The 16,876-nt window shown below is 64.1% G+C and carries 17 protein-coding genes; 15 read left to right on the forward strand and 2 right to left on the reverse strand.

The annotated features are described in order from the left end of the window. Positions 1–89 precede the first annotated feature (89 nt). From gatC to LH390_RS04950, 13 genes are all read left to right on the forward strand, one after another. Positions 90–383, forward strand: coding sequence for an Asp-tRNA(Asn)/Glu-tRNA(Gln) amidotransferase subunit GatC (gene gatC / locus LH390_RS04890; protein WP_227282354.1), 294 nt, complete (start codon positions 90–92; stop codon positions 381–383). Between the two features lie 8 nt (positions 384–391). Further along, positions 392–1,885, forward strand: a complete 1,494-nt coding sequence (gene gatA, locus LH390_RS04895; protein WP_227282353.1) for an Asp-tRNA(Asn)/Glu-tRNA(Gln) amidotransferase subunit GatA — start codon at positions 392–394, stop codon at positions 1,883–1,885. A gap of 2 nt (positions 1,886–1,887) precedes the next feature. Next, positions 1,888–2,733, forward strand: a complete 846-nt coding sequence (locus LH390_RS04900; protein ID WP_227282352.1) for a siderophore-interacting protein — start codon at positions 1,888–1,890, stop codon at positions 2,731–2,733. Beyond that, positions 2,733–4,100, forward strand: coding sequence for a DHA2 family efflux MFS transporter permease subunit (locus tag LH390_RS04905; protein WP_227282351.1), 1,368 nt, complete (start codon positions 2,733–2,735; stop codon positions 4,098–4,100). Before LH390_RS04900 ends, LH390_RS04905 begins: the two co-directional genes overlap by 1 nt. 29 nt (positions 4,101–4,129) lie before the next feature. Continuing rightward, a complete protein-coding gene (locus tag LH390_RS04910) occupies positions 4,130–5,161 on the forward strand; it encodes a 6-phosphofructokinase (RefSeq protein WP_227282350.1) in 1,032 nt (343 codons plus the stop codon). Positions 5,162–5,170: 9 nt separating this feature from the next. Then, entirely contained in the window at positions 5,171–6,112 is a 942-nt protein-coding gene (locus LH390_RS04915) for a bile acid:sodium symporter family protein (RefSeq protein WP_227282349.1), read from the forward strand. A gap of 271 nt (positions 6,113–6,383) precedes the next feature. Next, positions 6,384–6,806, forward strand: a complete 423-nt coding sequence (locus tag LH390_RS11670) for an ATP-binding cassette domain-containing protein (protein ID WP_227282348.1) — start codon at positions 6,384–6,386, stop codon at positions 6,804–6,806. Positions 6,807–6,832: 26 nt separating this feature from the next. Further along, positions 6,833–7,096, forward strand: coding sequence for an ATP-binding cassette domain-containing protein (locus tag LH390_RS04925; protein WP_227282347.1), 264 nt, complete (start codon positions 6,833–6,835; stop codon positions 7,094–7,096). Between the two features lie 848 nt (positions 7,097–7,944). Next, positions 7,945–8,334, forward strand: a complete 390-nt coding sequence (locus LH390_RS04930) for a hypothetical protein (protein WP_227282346.1) — start codon at positions 7,945–7,947, stop codon at positions 8,332–8,334. Next, entirely contained in the window at positions 8,301–8,933 is a 633-nt protein-coding gene (locus LH390_RS04935) for a hypothetical protein (RefSeq protein WP_227282345.1), read from the forward strand. The genes LH390_RS04930 and LH390_RS04935 overlap by 34 nt, the downstream gene beginning before the upstream one ends. Positions 8,934–8,944: 11 nt before the next feature. Beyond that, a complete protein-coding gene (gatB, locus tag LH390_RS04940; RefSeq protein ID WP_227282344.1) occupies positions 8,945–10,450 on the forward strand; it encodes an Asp-tRNA(Asn)/Glu-tRNA(Gln) amidotransferase subunit GatB in 1,506 nt (501 codons plus the stop codon). 120 nt (positions 10,451–10,570) lie between these two features. Next, on the forward strand, positions 10,571–11,878 hold the full coding sequence (locus LH390_RS04945; protein ID WP_227282343.1) for a YkvI family membrane protein: 1,308 nt from the start codon (positions 10,571–10,573) through the stop codon (positions 11,876–11,878). A 120-nt stretch (positions 11,879–11,998) separates the two neighbouring features. After that, a complete protein-coding gene (locus LH390_RS04950; RefSeq protein ID WP_227282342.1) occupies positions 11,999–13,288 on the forward strand; it encodes a YkvI family membrane protein in 1,290 nt (429 codons plus the stop codon). A 6-nt stretch (positions 13,289–13,294) separates the two neighbouring features. On the opposite strand, the gene LH390_RS04955 is transcribed toward LH390_RS04950, so the two are convergent. Both LH390_RS04955 and LH390_RS04960 read right to left on the reverse strand, forming a co-directional pair. Then, complete coding sequence (locus LH390_RS04955; protein ID WP_227282341.1) at positions 13,295–13,960, reverse strand: response regulator transcription factor; 666 nt, start codon at positions 13,958–13,960, stop codon at positions 13,295–13,297. Then, positions 13,957–14,664, reverse strand: a complete 708-nt coding sequence (locus LH390_RS04960) for a sensor histidine kinase (RefSeq protein WP_227324383.1) — start codon at positions 14,662–14,664, stop codon at positions 13,957–13,959. The genes LH390_RS04955 and LH390_RS04960 overlap by 4 nt, the downstream gene beginning before the upstream one ends. Before the next feature lie 84 nt (positions 14,665–14,748). Between LH390_RS04960 and LH390_RS04965 the strand changes: the two genes are divergently transcribed. Next, positions 14,749–15,468: an ABC transporter ATP-binding protein gene (locus LH390_RS04965; RefSeq protein ID WP_227282339.1), complete on the forward strand. Its 720-nt coding sequence runs from the start codon at positions 14,749–14,751 to the stop codon at positions 15,466–15,468. A 1-nt stretch (position 15,469) separates the two neighbouring features. Further along, complete coding sequence (locus LH390_RS04970; protein ID WP_227282338.1) at positions 15,470–16,876, forward strand: FtsX-like permease family protein; 1,407 nt, start codon at positions 15,470–15,472, stop codon at positions 16,874–16,876.

The raw sequence follows: 16,876 nt of genomic DNA on the forward strand, positions 1-16,876 counted from the left end.
CTACTGCGGCGGCCATGGGGGTGGGCGCGACGGCGCTGCACTACTATGGGCCTGGTTCCCACCCGATTTGCGAAGAAGGAAATTCCCACGTGCCTGATTTTTCGCGCGATAAGGTAGCCCACCTGGCCAACCTGGCTAGGTTGGCGCTCAGCGACGAGGAGCTTGATCAATACGCCACCCAGATCGATGGCATCATCGCCAACGTGTCTGCGGTGCAGCAGGTGGCTGCGCAGGGGGTGGAGCCGATGAGCCACCCGCACTCGATTACCACCACCATGCGCGCGGACGTCGAGGAAAAGACGCTCACCGCGGACCAGGCCCTGGACCAGGCGCCTGAGGTGGAACAGCAGCGCTTCGTCGTACCGCAGATTCTGGGGGAGTAAGGCCAATCATGACTACTTTTATCCGGCCCGACTCCGGGCTGACCAGCCTGTCCGCCGCGGAGCTGGCGGCCAAGATCCACTCCCGCGAGGTCACCTCCCGCGAGGTCACGCAGGCACACTTGGAGCGTATCGACGCCACCGAGGACACCCTGCATGCTTTCCTGCACGTCGGCGCGGACGAGGCCCTGGCGGCTGCTGACGCGGTAGACCAGGCGCTCGACGCAGGGGAGACCCCGGCCTCCCCGTTGGCGGGTGTGCCGCTGGCGCTCAAGGACATCTTCACCACCACCGACGCCCCCACGACGGCGGCGTCCAAGATGCTCGAGGGCTACATGAGCCCCTACGACGCGACGGTGACGCGGCGCATCCGGCAGGCCGGCATCCCCATCCTGGGCAAGACCAACCTGGATGAGTTCGCCATGGGCTCGTCGACGGAGAACTCCGCCTTCGGTCCCACCCACAACCCGTATGACCCGGAGCGCACTGCCGGCGGGTCCGGCGGCGGGACGGCCGCCGCGCTGGCCGCCGGCCAGGCACCCCTGGGTATTGGCACGGATACCGGCGGATCGATCCGCCAGCCCGCGGCCCTGACCAACACGGTGGGTGTGAAGCCCACCTACGGCACCGTGTCGCGCTATGGCCTCATCGCCTGCGCGTCATCGCTGGACCAGGGCGGTCCGTGCGCGCGCACGGTGCTCGATACCGCGCTGCTTCACGAGGTCATCGCTGGCCACGACCGCTTCGATGCCACCTCCGTGGACCGTCCCGTCGCCCCCGTGGTTGCCGCTGCCAAGCAGGGTGCCACCGGGGATTTGAGCGGCGTGCGCGTCGGCGTGGTCAAGCAGTTTGACCGCGAGGGCTGGCAGCCCGGCGTGATGGAGCAGTACCACCGCGCTTTGGACCAGCTCAAGGAGCAGGGCGCACAGATCATTGAGGTGGACTGCCCCCACTTTGATGACGCCCTGGCCGCCTACTACCTCATCCTGCCCTGCGAGGTGTCTTCCAACCTGGCGCGTTTTGATGGCATGCGCTACGGCCTGCGCGTGGGCGATGACGGCACGCATTCCTCTGAGGAGGTCATGGCCTTGAGCCGTGCCGCCGGCTTTGGCCCGGAGGTCAAGCGCCGCATCATCCTGGGCACCTATGCACTGTCGGTGGGTTACTATGACGCCTACTATTTGCAGGCCCAGCGCGTGCGTACGCTCATCGCCCAAGACTTCGCCGCCGCCTTCGAGCAGGTGGACGTCCTGGCCACCCCGACCACCCCCACCACGGCGTTCAAGCTGGGTGAAAAGGCCGAGGATCCGCTGGCCATGTACAACTTCGACCTGTGCACATTGCCGCTAAACCTGGCAGGCTTGTGCGGTATGTCCGTGCCCTCCGGGTTTGCGGGGGACACCGGGTTGCCGGTCGGCCTGCAGCTGATGGCGCCCGCATTCGCGGACGATCGCCTCTACCGAGTCGGCGGCGCCTTTGAAGCAGGGCGCGCCGGAAAGGACTAGTCATGCCCCACGATCCTGAGATGGTCAAGCGCAAGCGCCGCGCCCTCGGCGCCACGGTCACCGCCACCCGCTGGATCTCTTCCAACCTCATTCGGGTGAGCTTCTCCTGCCCGGGCATCGTGGGCATGGACCTGCCATTTACGGACCACTACATCAAGTTCCTCTTCATCCCGGAGGGCGCGGACTACTCCTGGCCGTTCGAGCTGGCGGAGATCCGTGAGACCCGCCCGGCGGACATGCAGCCGGTGCGTCGCACCTACACGCTGCGCAGCTGGGACACCCAGGCCGGTACCTTTGACGTGGACTTTGTCGCCCACGGCGAGGAGGGCTTGGCCGGGCCCTGGGCGCAGCGCGCGCAGCCCGGAGATGTGTTGGCCTTCGCGGGCCCGGGTGGGGCCTGGGCGCCGCGTGCCGAGTATGCGCACTTTGTGCTCGCCGGTGATGAGGCGGCCGCACCTGCGGTAGCGGCGGGCGTCGACAAGCTCCCTGCCGGTGCCACCGCGCAGGTGTACCTGGAGGTCGCTGACGCCTCGGCGCGCTTCGAACTGGACGTCCCGGAAGGCGTCACGGTGCAGTGGGTGCACCGGGATGGGGCGACCCCGGGGGCGGCGCTGGCTCACGCCGTGCGGGCCGGCGGCATCCCGGAGGCGCACACCTCCTGGTTTATCCACGGCGTGGCGGAGATGATCAAGGACCTGCGCCGCTTCCTGTTCGTAGAAAACTCCGTGGACAAGAAGGATGTGTCCATCACCGGCTACTGGCGGTTGGGCATGATCGAAGACCAGTGGCAAGCCTCCAAGCATGACTTCAACCGGGAATTGGAAGAAGCCGAAGGCCACAGCGCCTAATGAGCGCCAACTATCGCGCCCTGATGGCGCTGTGCGTGGGGTTTTTTATCATCCTCATCGACCAGACCATCGTGGCGGTGGCCACCCCGCACCTCATCGCGGACTTTGACGCCTCGCTCACCGCCGTGGTGTGGGTGACCAGCGTCTACCTGCTGTGCTTTGCCGTGCCGCTGCTGTTTACGGGCCGGCTCGGTGACCGCTACGGGCAGCGCAACATCTACCGAATCGGCATGGCGGTGTTCATTGTCGCATCGGTGGTGTGCGGCTGCGCCACCTCCGTAGCCATGCTCATCGCCGGGCGTGCGCTCCAGGGCCTGGGTGCGGCGATTCTCACCCCGCAGACCATGAGCGTGATCAACCGCATCTTCCCGCGCGAGTCGCGCGGCGCGGCGCTCGGCGTGTGGGGGGCGGTCGCCGGGTTGGCCGCCCTGGTGGGCCCGGTCATCGGCGGGGTCATCGTGGCTACCGTGGGTTGGCACTGGATCTTCTTTATCAACGTCCCGCTCGGCCTACTCAGCCTGGCGCTGGTTACCGCGTGGGTACCCAAGATGCCGCGCACCGCCCGCGCCATCGATCCTGTCAGCGTGGCTGTGTCCCTGGTGGGCCTGTTCGCCTTTACCTTTGGGCTACAGCAGGGGGAGGATTTTGGTTGGGCGTGGTGGATTTGGGCGCTCTTCGGCGTGGGATTGGGCGCTTTTGTGCTGTTCGTGTGGCTGCAGGCCACCGCGCAGGCGCGGGGGACGGAGGCGCTGGTGCCCCTGGAGTTGTTTGCGCATCGGAACTTTTCGCTGGGGGCGGCGTCGATTAGCACCATGGGCTTTACGGTCTCCTCCCAGATGCTGCCCATCATGATCTACCTGCAGACGGCCAAGGGTTTAGATGCCCAGCAGGCCGGGCTGCTCATGGTTCCCATGGCCGTGGCCTCGGGGGTGCTCTCGCCGTTTGTGGGGCGGGCCAGTGACAAGGTCGCGCCGCGGGCGCTATCCGTGAGCGGCTTTGGTGCCATGGCTCTCGGCCTGACGGTGCTGGGGATAGGCATGCTACGCGGGGCGGGGCTGGTGGAGTTTTGCCTCGGCGTGGTGATTATGGGCGTGGGCTCCGCGCTGGTGTGGGCGCCCAACTCGGCGACAGCCATGCGCGACGTTCCGGTGGAGCTGATGGGGGCGGCCTCTGGGGTGTACAACACCACCCGGCAGTTGGGTTCGGTCACCGGGGCGGCGGCTATTGGTGTGACCATGCAGATGGCCTCGGAGAGGTTCAGCGTCGGCCCGGCGATGGGAATTACCATGTTTGTTCCCGCGTTTATGCTGGTTATTGGCATGATCCTGGTGAGCTTCTTCCGCGGAGGCGCGCCCGTGGCACAGTAGGGCAGACGTGATTGTCTAAACTATGTGCCATGCGCATTGCCACATTGACCTCCGGAGGTGACTGCCCGGGACTCAACGCCGTCATCCGGGGCATCGTCCGCACCGCCAGCTCTGAATTCGGATCCACCGTCGTGGGCTATGAGGACGGCTGGGTGGGTCTCATGGAGGACCGCCGCGTCCAGCTCTATGACGATGAGAAGATTGACAAGATCCTGCTGCGCGGCGGCACCATTCTGGGCACCGGACGCCTCCACCCGGACAAGTTCAAAAGCGGGCTGGACCAGATCAAGGCCAACCTGGCGGACGCCGGGGTGGATGCCCTGATCCCCATCGGCGGTGAGGGCACGCTCAAGGGCGCGAAGTGGCTGTCCGATAACGGCATCCCCGTCGTCGGCGTGCCCAAGACCATTGACAATGACGTCAACGGCACCGACTTTACTTTCGGCTTTGACACCGCCGTGGCCGTGGCCACCGACGCCGTGGATCGCCTGCACACCACCGCCGAATCCCACAACCGCGTGATGATCGTGGAGGTCATGGGCCGCCACGTCGGCTGGATCGCCCTGCACGCAGGCATGGCCGGCGGCGCCCACTACACCGTCATCCCCGAGGTGCCCTTCGACATCGCCGACATCTGCAAGGCCATGGAGCGCCGCTTCCAGATGGGTGAAAAGTACGGCATCATCGTCGTCGCCGAGGGCGCCCTGCCCAAGGAAGGCACCATGGAGATGCGCGAAGGCGAGGTGGATCAGTTCGGCCACAAGACCTTCACCGGCATGGGCCAGCAGATCGCCGACGAGGTCCACCGCCGCCTGGGCCATGACGTGCGCACCACCGTGCTGGGCCACATCCAGCGCGGCGGCACACCCACCGCTTTCGACCGCGTGCTGGCCACCCGCTACGGGGTGCGCGCGGCGCGGGCCTGCCACGAGGGCCAGTTTGGCAAGACCGTGGCCCTGCACGGCGAGCACATTGAGATGATCCCCCTGGAGGAGGCCGTGGGCACCCTCAAGGCCGTGCCCATGGACCGTTACCTCACCGCGCAAGCGATGTTCGGATAAGGCGCCCGCATGGACAATCGGGGCGCCTACATTGCGGCGCTGGGCTTTCCCGTTCTGGTGATCATCGGCGGCATTGTGGGCTTCACGCTTCCCGACGCCGCCCTCACCCTCAAGCCGGCCACCAACTACTTGTTGGGGGTCATCATGTTCGGCATGGGTCTAACCCTGCGGCCGGTGGACTTTGTGCTGGTGGCCAAGCGTCCCCTTCCGGTGCTCATCGGGGTGGTGGCCCAATACGTGATCATGCCCAGCCTGGCCATGGCGGTGGTGTGGTTGCTGCGCCTGCCTGCTGAGATCGCCGCCGGCGTCATCCTGGTCGGCTGTGCCCCTGGAGGCACCAGCTCGAACGTGGTGTCCTACCTGGCGCGCGGTGACGTGGCACTCTCGGTGACAATGACGTCTATTTCCACCCTGCTGGCCCCGCTGCTGACCCCCTTGCTCACGTTGTGGCTGGCTGGGCGCTACATGCCTCTCGACGCCGCGGCCATGGCCATCTCCATCGTTCAGGTGGTGCTCGTGCCCGTGGTCGCCGGGCTGGTTGTCCGCGTGGTGGCCAAGGACGCCGTGGCGCGCATCCTCGGGGCGTTGCCGTGGATCTCTGTCCTGGCGATATCCACCATTGTGGCCATCGTGGTCGCCGGGTCCAAGGCCTCCATTGTCAGCGCTGGTATCACGGTGCTGGTGGCCGTGATGCTCCACAACGTGGCTGGTTACCTCCTGGGCTATGCGGCCGGGCGGGTGACCGGTCAACCGGTAGCCGCGCGGCGCACCATGGCCATCGAGGTCGGCATGCAAAACTCGGGGCTAGCCGCGGGCCTGGCCGCCCAGTACTTTTCGCCGCTATCGGCGCTTCCCGCCGCGGTGTTCTCGGTGTGGCACAACCTGTCCGGGGCGGTGCTCGCTGCGCTGTGTCGGTCAGCTGACAGGCGTGCTGAGGTCACTGCACAGTAACGGATCAATAACAGATTCATCACAATCGAATCGTTATCCTGGAGTACAGGAAAACTGTGGACCTAAAGTGAGGGTAGCCGCAATCCTCCTTGGCGTCAGGATCGAGGGGGCACGGCTCGTGCACAGAGATCGGACACATGAAAACTCGTGCCCTACTCATGCCGGTGACCGTCGCCACGGCCTTCATCGCAGTTCCCGGACAAGCCCTGGCCAATGCGGCTGGGGTGGCTCTTCTGATTGGGCTGCTTTGGTTCACTAGGAAGGCCGTTCAATGCAAACTGTGGTTGAGGTTAAAGATCTCAGCTTCCAGTATTCGCATGGGCGTCCCGTCCTCAAAGGTGCGAATTGTGCTTTTGGGGACGGGTTGTCTGTGATTCTGGGAGCTAATGGAGCGGGCAAGAGCACGTTGATGGGCTTGCTTGCTGGTGAGTTAAAGGTTCAGGGTGGATCTATAGCACTGAACCAGGATCGTGCGAGATCTGTGTCCGCAGTGGGGTGGGTGCCGCAGCGTAGTGTGTTCGATCCGGCGCAGCGGCTTGAGGATTTTGTCTCATCCGTGGGCTGGCTTCGGGGCTTAAGCCGGAAGAAAGCCAGTGCTGCCGCTAAGGATGCGCTGGCTACGGTGGGTCTGGGGGACCGTAGTAGGGATAAGCTGAAAGACCTTTTGGGGGTATGCAGCGTCGTGCAATCATAGCTGCTGGTTAGGTCAATGAGCCCGCTGTGTTGTGGCTGGATGAGCCGACGGCGGGGTTGGATCCGAATCACCGGGCTGATTTGTTGGACTTGTTGCGAGGGTTTGCGGATGCTGGGACCTGTGTGGTCATCTCGACGCACATTTCCGGCGATGTTGCAGGTGCGGATCGGGTGCTGTTCCTTGATGGTGGGGTGATCACGGCGGAGGGCAGTGTGGGGGAGCTACTTGAGCGTTTTGGTGATATTGATGCGGCATTCCGGGCGTTGACAGGTGGGGGTGATCAGAGATGAGGCGCATGCCTCGATATGGCATATTCATCCTGCTTGTGGGGCTTCTTACGTGGATGTGTGTGCGCCTTGATTGGATGGAAGGATATTTACCCAGTATTCATGAGAGTTTTCTCTATATTTTAGAGTTTACGTGTCCCGTTCTTGCGGCAACAGTAGCCTGGGACATCTCTGGATTTGATATCTGATACGTGAGCGCCACGGCTATATCTCGAGTCCGCCTACTTATCGGCCTCTTCTGGGCACCGCTGATGAGCACAGCTGTAGCGACTTTTGCATGTCTAAGTCTGGTGATATGGCGGTTTACCCGACAAACTCCTGCTGGAGAACCCTGGTGGGGGATGTACTCTCAATACCTCTTATGGGTATTTTTGGCTATGGTCATCGGGGCAATTGTAGGAATTATTTTGCCGCATCGACGCCGGCTGGCCCCCGTTGTAGCGATAGCGGCGGTTGTATGTATTATGGCAGCAAGAAATTATGGATGGCTCCGTATGCCATACGCTGTTGTCGCCATTGACCAGTTCCCCTTCCCGGATCTTATCGCTCACGAGCCTGGTGTGATGTATCTAGTTGTGAGCGGGGTAGTTACTATGGTAGGTATAGTCGCGGGGTGTTGGTTTCTGGCAAAGAATCACTCAGGTAGGTCGACAGCTGTTACGGTACTTACGGCATTTTTGAGTGGAACCGCGTTTCTTTCCTTTTTTCAAGCTGATCCTATGGTTGCACGGCCTGCTCCCGCGCAACCTGTGTGTACGGAAACCGCTCGGGGCGTCAGGTACTGCGGGTGGCCTGAGGAGACGGCCCTGATTGAATCGTCAGGTCCGAAATGGGAGGAATATGTCGATTCGATGGCTAAGCTCGGGCTTGTACTGGAGGAAGGAACCTACGGTTTGGTTGGGATTTATCCTGACCATGAGGTTGAGCCTTTTGGGAATTACGATGGTGCACTATATCGCTCGATGATGGGGGCGATGACTGACACAATTGTACATAAACAATGTCGGGAATCTCCTCATTTCCCAGAAAATTTTGCTTTGGCTGATATGTTAAATACGTGGGCTGCATTTTCTTTCAAAAACCCCAAACAGCCTGATTCGGTGGGCCGCAACACCCCGCGCGCCCAGTGGGTCCTGTCCCACACTGAGGGAAAGCCGATGGAGGAGCAGATCGCGGTGATGAAGCCGATCGCTGAGGATCTGCTGACGTGCGGCTCGTTGGGGCGGGCGGTGATGAGTTGATGAACCCGTATCTGGCCCTGCGGGGTTGGAAAGAGGCCGCAGGCGTCTTTGTGTTTACACAGATGCCGCTATTGTTTGATCTGCCGATTTACAGTCTGTTCGGCCCAAACCTGGAATTTCCCACCACGCTGTTCAACTTGGAGCCATTAATTGCCGCGTTGGCGCTTGCTCTGTTGTTGGGTAGTAGGTGGGATGCTCGGTATGAGAAAGCGGTGACGGTTCGTAGCGTGGTCCCGCAGCGCGCGGTACTGGTTGGGATCTTTATGGCGGCGTGTGCCGTGGTGGTCGTCGAGTTTGCGTTCTACAGCCGTTTTAGTGAGGTTCCCATCAAGACGGCCGTCGATTATCTCGCAGTGTTAGCCCCGGTACTAGTAGTCGACGAGTTGTGGGGGACCCGGGCGGCGCTGTGGGTCGGTGGGCTGTGTGCGTTGGTGCTGGGTTTTGCCCAGTGGTTTGTTGGTGAGCATTGGTTGGTCGGTGATGTGATTGGTCGCGGCCAGGATCCGGTACTGCTTGGTTGCTTGTCTGCTGCGGGCCTGCTTGCCGCGGCGTGGTGGGTGTGGCGGGGGCGCGCGGCGTCGATAAGCGGGGAGCACTAGACTGTCTATCCATGACTGCCGCGATGTATGACCTGATGGATTTTGATGAGGTCCTAGAGAAGTTCGATCCCGTCATGGGCCTAGAAGTCCACGTGGAGCTGGCCACGGAGACGAAGATGTTTTCCACCTCCTCGGCGCACTTCGGTGCCGAGCCCAATAGCAACGTGGACCCGGTCTCCCTGGGCCTGCCGGGCGCGCTGCCCGTGGTCAACGCCAAGGGTGTGGAGTGGGCCATCAAGATTGGGCTGGCGCTGAACTGCCAGATCGCGGAGTCGTCGCGCTTTGCACGGAAGAATTACTTCTACCCGGATCAGCCGAAGAATTACCAGATCTCCCAGTACGATGAGCCGATCGCGCATGACGGCTACCTGGACGTGGTGCTCGATGATGGCACTCCGTGGCGCGTGGAGATTGAGCGCGCCCACATGGAGGAAGATACCGGCAAGCTCACCCACATCGGTGGGGCTGATGGGCGCATCCAGGGGGCCACGCGCTCGCTGGTGGACTGCAACCGGGCGGGCATCCCGCTCATCGAGATTGTGACCAAGCCCATCGAGGGGGCCGGTGCGCGCGCCCCCGAGGTTGCTCGCGCCTACGTCACCGCCCTGCGCGAGCTGGTCAAGGCCCTGGGTGTCTCGGATGCCCGGATGGACCAGGGGTCCATGCGCGTGGACTCTAACCTGTCACTGCGGCCGGTGGGCACCACGGAATTTGGTACGCGTACGGAGACCAAGAACATCAACTCGCTGAAGTCCGTGGAGCAGGCGGTGCGCTTTGAAATGCAACGCCAGGCCGCCGCCCTGGAAAACGGCGAGGAGATCGTCCAGGAGACCCGCCACTACCAGGAGACGGACGGCTCGACGGCCAAGGGGCGCCCGAAGGAGACCGCCGAGGACTACCGCTACTTCAACGATCCGGACCTGCCGCCCGTCATCGCGCCGCGGGAATGGGTTGAGGAGATTCGCGCCACCTTGCCGGAGCTGCCCTGGGTGCGCCGCGCGCGCATCCAGAAGGACTGGAAGCTGTCCGATGAGGAGATGCGCGACCTGGTCAACGCCGGTGCCCTGGACCTCATCATCGCCACCGTGGAGGCCGGCACCACGCCGGATGAAGCTCGCGCCTGGTGGGTGTCCTACCTGATGGGTAAGGCCAATGATGCCGGAACCGAGCTCGACGCCCTGTCCATCACCCCGGCACAGGTTGCCCGCGTGGTGGCACTGGTGCGCGAGGGCAAGCTGACCACCAAGCTCGCCCGCACGGCTATCGACGGTGTCCTTGCAGGCGAAGGCGACGTCGACGAGGTTGTCGCCTCCCGCGGGCTGGAGGTCGTGCGCGACGACGCCGCCATCGAGGCCGCCGTGGACGAGGCGCTGGCCGCCAACCCGGACATCGTGGAGAAGTACAAGGCCGGCAACACCAAGGTCACCGGAGCCATCGTGGGCGCGGTGATGAAGGCCACCCGCGGCAAGGCGGACCCGAAGCAGGTCAACCAGCTCATTGCCGCGAAGCTAAGCTAGCCGCTGAGCTAGTTGCGCGCGGCGGGGCAGCCCCGGGTGCCCCGCGCTCCGCGTCGGGCGGTTATGTTGGAAGGCTGTGTGTCCATCCTTCGCCGAACCTGATGAGGAGTTGCTGAACTCGTGAGAAGAACAATCTCCATCGCCCTATCTTTTGTGGGGCTGTTGGTTGGCGCCGGTTTTGCCACCGGCCAGGAAGTTATCCAATATTTCGTGTCCTTTGGCATGCCGGGCCTGTGGGGTGCGGTGATCGCAGGCGTAGTCTTTGCCATCGCCGGGGGAGTGATCCTGGGCCTGGGAAGCTATTTCCTTGCCGATGAACACAACATGGTCTTCAGGAATATCTCCCACCCGGTGATGTCCAAGTTCTTGGATATCAGCGTGACGGTGACGCTGTTTGCCATCGGCTTTGTCATGCTCGCCGGGGCGGGATCGAACTTTGCCCAACAATTCGGCTGGCCCACGTGGGTCGGCGCGGCAATCATGACCGGAATTGTCATGGCCACCGGCCTGCTGGATGTGGACAAGGTGTCCAACATCATCAGTTCGCTGACGCCGCTGATCATCATCGCCGTGCTGGGCGTGTTCTTCTACACCATGTTCCACCTGCCCAGCGATACCTCCCAGCTCTCCGAGATCGCCCAGCAGGCGGACTCTCCGGTCAAGCCCTGGCTGTTGTCCGCGCTGAACTACAACGGTCTGGCGCTGCTGCTGGGTGTGTCCATGTGCCTGGTCATCGGCGGCAATCACTCTGACCCGCGCGCGGCGCTGCGCGGCGGTCTTATCGGCGGAATTATTTACACCTGCCTACTCATCATGGCGGCGGTGGTGCTCTACCTCAATATCGCCGATGTGGTGGACGATTCCGTGCCCATGTTGTCCTTGTATGACTCCATTTCGCCGGTGTTGTCCTTCATCATGGTGTGGATCATTTACGCCATGATTTATAACACCGCCATTGGCATGTTTTATGCCTTGGGTCGCCGGCTGACGTCAAATAATCCCAAGCGCTATCGCCCGGTGTTCTTGAGTGTGTGCTTGGTCGGTTTTGCCATCAGCTTCCTGGGCTTCCAAACGCTGATGACGTACGTCTACCCGGCGATTGGCTACGTGGGCATTGTCATGGTGGCCATGCTGGTGTGGTGGTGGATCAAGCACCGCCGCACGATCGCCGAGGAGATGGATCGCCGCGAGCGCATCCTGGAGCTGACCTATGCGCGTGAGCACCCGGATGAGGAGTTCACCCGCAGTCATGCCCGGGAGCTGGAGAAGCACGCCGAGGAGTCCAACATTCACTCCGAGGAGATCGTGGCCACGATCGAAGAAGAGGTAGCCACCGCCCTGGTGGAGGATGATTCGGTGGACTACACCGAGGAGGACATGCCGGAGAGCGTGCAGGCCGCGCGCGAGGAAGACAGCTCGCGCGAATAACAGCATGCATTGTCCGCTTATCGACGCCCCCGTCGCCACCGTTGCGTTAGTATCGATCTGACAGCATAAAGATCGCGGGGCCCGTGTGGGCCCCGATTGACGTGGACGGGTTACTTACTGATGAAGAGAACCATTTCCATTGCTCTGGCTTTCGTCGGCCTGATGGTCGGCGCCGGATTCGCCACCGGGCAGGAGGTGATTCAGTACTTCATCGCCTTCGGCCCGTGGGGATTTGCGGGGGCTGTGGTCTCCGGCATCCTCATGGCCGTGACCGGAGCGGTGATCCTGCAGCTGGGCAGCTATTTTCTGGCGGAAGAACACTTCTCCGTCTTCCGGAATGTGTCCCACCCGATTATCTCTAGGATCATGGACTGGTGCGTGATAGTCACCCTGTTCTGCCTGGGCTTTGTCATGCTCGCGGGGGCGGGGTCCAACCTGGAGCAGCAGTTCGGCCTCAAGGCGTGGATCGGCTCGGCGATCATGCTCGTGCTGGTCATGGCCACCGGATTCTTGGATGTTGATCGCGTGTCCAACATTATCGGTGCGATTACCCCGCTGGTGATCGTGGCGGTGATCTTCCTGTTCATCTACGCGCTGCTGCACCTGCCGGAGAACCTGGAGCCGCTGCACGAGCTGGCGGAGTCGAATGATTCGCCGATTCCCAGTTGGTGGCTGGCCGCCCTGAACTACAACGGCCTGTGCCTGCTCATGGGCGTGTCCATGTGCCTGGTCATCGGTGGCACGAACTCGGATCTGAAGTCCGCCTGGCGCGGCGGCCTGGCCGGCGGCGCGGTGTTCATGATCATGCTGGTCATGGAGTTTAGTGCCCTGTATCTCAACATTGAGACCGTCCAGGGCTCGGACGTGCCCACCCTGGAGCTGTTTAACTCCATCTCTCCGGTGCTGTCCTTCATCATGGTGTGGATCATCTTTGGCATGATCTACAACACGGCCATCGGCATGTTCTATGCGCTGGGTCGGCGGCTGACGGCCTCGAATCCCTCCCGCTTCCACGTGGTCTACCTGATCGGCTGCCTGGCCGGATTTGCGGTGAGCTTCGTGGGCTTTAAGACGCTGCTCACCGCCGTCTTCCCGATCCTGGGCTACCTGGGCATCCTGCTGGTCGGCGCCCTGGTGGCGTGGTGGATCAAGTCGCGGGTGCGCATCACCCGCGAGGCTCATCGCCGGGAGCGGCTGCGTGACCTGACCTATGCCCGCGAGCACCCGGATGAGGAGTTCACCCACAAGGATGCCAGGGAGTTAGAAAAGATCACCGACGCCTCCCACGTCGAGGATGAGCGCCTGGCCGAGCAGGTCCACAATGAGGTTGTTGAGGAGCTGGAGGCTGACCCCGAGGTGGACTACGAATACAAGGGTGATGGCACCGGCAGCCACCGCATCTCCCACTAGGGGTGGCTATGTAGCCTGGGTGCCGCCCGTGATGGACAGGTAGTGCAGCACGGCGCGCACCCGCCTGTTGTCCACGTGCGGCGGCAGGCCCAGCTTGAGAAAGATCGCCGAGACGTGCTTGGACACCGCAGCCGCGGTGACCACCAGCGCCGCGGCGATCTCTGCGTTTGAGGCCCCGCGGGCCATCAGGCCCAGCACCTCCATCTCCCGGGCGGTGAGCGTTTCCACGCCGCTGCTCGCGCGCACCAGCGCGGAGGCCACCGTGGGGTCAATGACCACCCCGCCGCCGGCGACCATGTCCACCGAGGATAAGAACTCGCGCACGTCGGTGACGCGCTCTTTGAGCAGGTAGCCGGTTCCGGCCGCGCTGGGGGAGGAAAACAGGGTGCGCGCGTAGGCGGGGGCGACGTATTGGGACAGCACCAGGATGGGCAGGTGCGGCTGGGCGGCGCGTACCTCAAGGGCCGCGGACAGGCCGTCGTCGGCCATGCCGGGAGGCATGCGCACGTCGGTGATGAGCAGGTCGGCGGCGCAGTCGGGGCCCGTGGTGAGCGCCTCCGTGAGGGAGGGGGCGTCAGAGAATTGGGCCACCACCTCGTGGCCCTGGCTGGCCAGTAGACCGGCCAGGCCCTCGCGGATGAGTACCGCGTCATCGGCAAGGATGATCCTCATGCCACACCTCCAATGCCGCTCGTGCCGCGCTCCAACAGGAGGGGAATCTCCCCGCTGACCTTAGTCGGCCCGCCGGCAGGCGAGGACAGTGACAGGCGCCCGCCGAAGGCGGCCAGCCGTTGCGCCATGCCTTCGAGCCCTCCGCCGGGAGTCAACGTGGCACCGCCAGGACCGGCGTCCACCACGGAGATGCGCAGGGCATGATCCGCGGTGACGAGCACGCTGATGGGTTGCCCCGGCGCGTGGCGCGCGGCGTTGGTGAGCGCTTCGGCGGTGAAGAAGTAGCCCGCGGCGAGGACGGGGGCGTCGAGAAGCGGCAGGGGGTTCGGGCAGCACACGGTGACGGGGCTGGTCAGGCCGTCGGCGATGTCCTCGATGGCGGCGACCAGGCCAAGGTCTTCCAATTCGCGGGGCATGATGCCGTGGACGGTGTGGCGCAGCGCGGCCAAGCCCTGGGCGATGAGATCCGCGGCCGTGGCGACGGCGGGATCCGCATCGGGGCGCAGCAGCGCCTGGCCCAGGTGGAGGGAGGCGGCGACGAAGTACTGCTGGGCGCCGTCGTGAAGATCGCGTTCAATGCGGCGGCGCTCGCGTTCATAGGCCTCGGCGACGGCGCGCCGTGAGCGGGTCAGCTCCGCGATGCGGGCCGCGGTGGCGGTCTCGGCGCTGCGGCTGCGGGCCCGGCGGCGGGAGGAGAGCGTCATGGGACCATGGTAGCGGTGGTAGAGCTGCCTCTACCTAAAAGACTCCGGGCAGCGCCACTGGAAACGCGCTGCACACAGGGTGAAATGGAAGACATGACAGCAACAGTAACTGCAACAGGCGGCCCGTTGGTGGCCGAAGATATCACCAAGGACTACGGTTCCGGACCCGTACTCGGAGGGGTGAGCCTGCGCATCGAGCAAGGCGAGCTCGTCGCCGTGATGGGGCCCTCCGGTTCCGGTAAATCTACCCTCCTGCACTGCCTGTCCGGCATCCTGGTGCCCACGTCCGGGCGCGTGTGGCTGGGTGAGCAGGAAATCAGCGCGCTGCCGGACGCGCAGCGCTCCCGGTCCCGGCTGCGCAACCTGGGCTTTGTCTTCCAAGATGGCCAGCTCATCCCGGAGCTTTCCGCCGTAGAAAATGTGGCCCTGCCGCTGCAGCTGGACGGCACCCGCCGCGGGCTGGCCCGGCGCAAGGCCCAGGAGGCGCTGGACAAGCTGGGCTTGGGGGAGCTGGCCACCCGCCGGCCCGGGCAGCTGTCCGGCGGGCAGATGCAGCGCGTGGCGGTCGCCCGGGCGATTGCCGGCAACCCGGCGATCATCTTTGCTGATGAGCCCACCGGAGCACTGGACCAGGCCACCGGGCACGAGGTCATGCAGCTGCTGACCACCGTGCTGCATGCCACCGGCGGCACCCTGGTGATGGTCACCCATGACCGCAACGTCGCCGGGTGGTGCGATCGGCTGGTAGAAATCCGCGACGGCATTGTCCACCACGACTCCGCCGCAGCCGGGCAGGAGGCCTGACATGCGCACCGATCTTGCTCTTGCCGGCCAGCTCGCCGCCGCCTCCGTGCGGGCGCGCACCGGCTCCGGAACGCTCGGGGTCATCGCGGTGGCCGCCTTTACCGTCGTGGGCTGGCTAACCATGACGGTTGCCGGTGGGACGTGGATGTTTGTCCACCGCTGGACGGACAAACCCAGTTACCTGTCTCCGATCATGCTGGACCCGCAGTTCAGCGACATGCAATTGGGCATGTATGTGTGGTTGGCTCTGTGGGGCTGCGCGCTGCTCATCCCAGCGATCTTCAGCCTCACCTCCGCTACGGCCGTGCTGGGTGCCTCCGGGCGTGAGGAACGCCTGGCGGTGCTGCGCCTGGTGGGTGCCTCGCGCGCCCGGGTCATTGGCATCGCGCTGGCAGAAACGCTGGCCCAGGCCGGCGTGGGCGTGGCGCTGGGAACGGCACTGTCCGTGATCACCGCTCCGGCGTGGGCCGGGCTGAGCTTCCAGGACACCCCGGTGCGCCCGCACGAGTTCCTGCTGCCCTGGTGGGGGTATCTGGCCGTGCCCCTGGTGTTGCTCCTCATCGTGGCGGCGGCCACCGTCCGGGGCCTGGCGCGCGTGTCCATCACCCCGCTGGGCGTGGCGCGGCGCACCCCGCCGAAGGCGATGCGCGCCTGGCGGGTGGTGGTGCTGGTGCTCATGCTGGTCGCAGCGGTGGTACTCGTGCCCATGACAGGCCAGATGTCCAACTACAAGGGAGTGGGGGTTGCGGCGCTGATCCTGCTGCTGGTGGTCCAAGCCATCAACCTGGCGGTGCCCTACCTGCTGCAGTTCTGCGCGCGCCTGGCGGCCCACCTTCCGGGCACGGCGTGGGCGACGGCGATGCGCCGGGTGAGCACTGACCCGCGCCCGGCCTGGCGGCGCGTCTCCGTGCTGTCCGTGGTGGGCATCGTCGTGGGGTTCTTAGGCTCGGTGCCGTTTGAACAATTGCGTCACGATTCCCGCGCCGAGGACATCCCGCTGCTCAATGACCTGGTCACCGGCGGGCTGCTGGTGGTTATTGGCACGTTCTTGGTCGCCGGGGTGGCTACATTTCTTACCCAGGCCTCAGGCGTGTTTGAGTCGCAGCGGTTGAATGAGTCGCTGCACCGCATCGGTGCCCCGCGGGCGTTTATGGACTGGGTCTCCCTGTGGGAAACCTTAGGCCCGCTGCTGCTGTCCGTGCTCGCCGGCACGGGTGTGGGGCTGCTGTTTGGCCGGGCGATCTATGCAGAGTATTCCGCCTCCGGCGGGGTGAGTACCTCCGGGGTGCCCATGATGTGCGCGCAGATCGGGCTGGGGTGTGCCATCGTGCTCGCCGGGGTAGGTGGCGCTGCGCTACTGCGCAGGTCTACGGTTGCACACCGGCGCGGTCGGGTGATGCGCCCCTAG

Source organism: Corynebacterium uberis (assembly GCF_020616335.1).
Taxonomy (GTDB): domain Bacteria; phylum Actinomycetota; class Actinomycetes; order Mycobacteriales; family Mycobacteriaceae; genus Corynebacterium; species Corynebacterium uberis.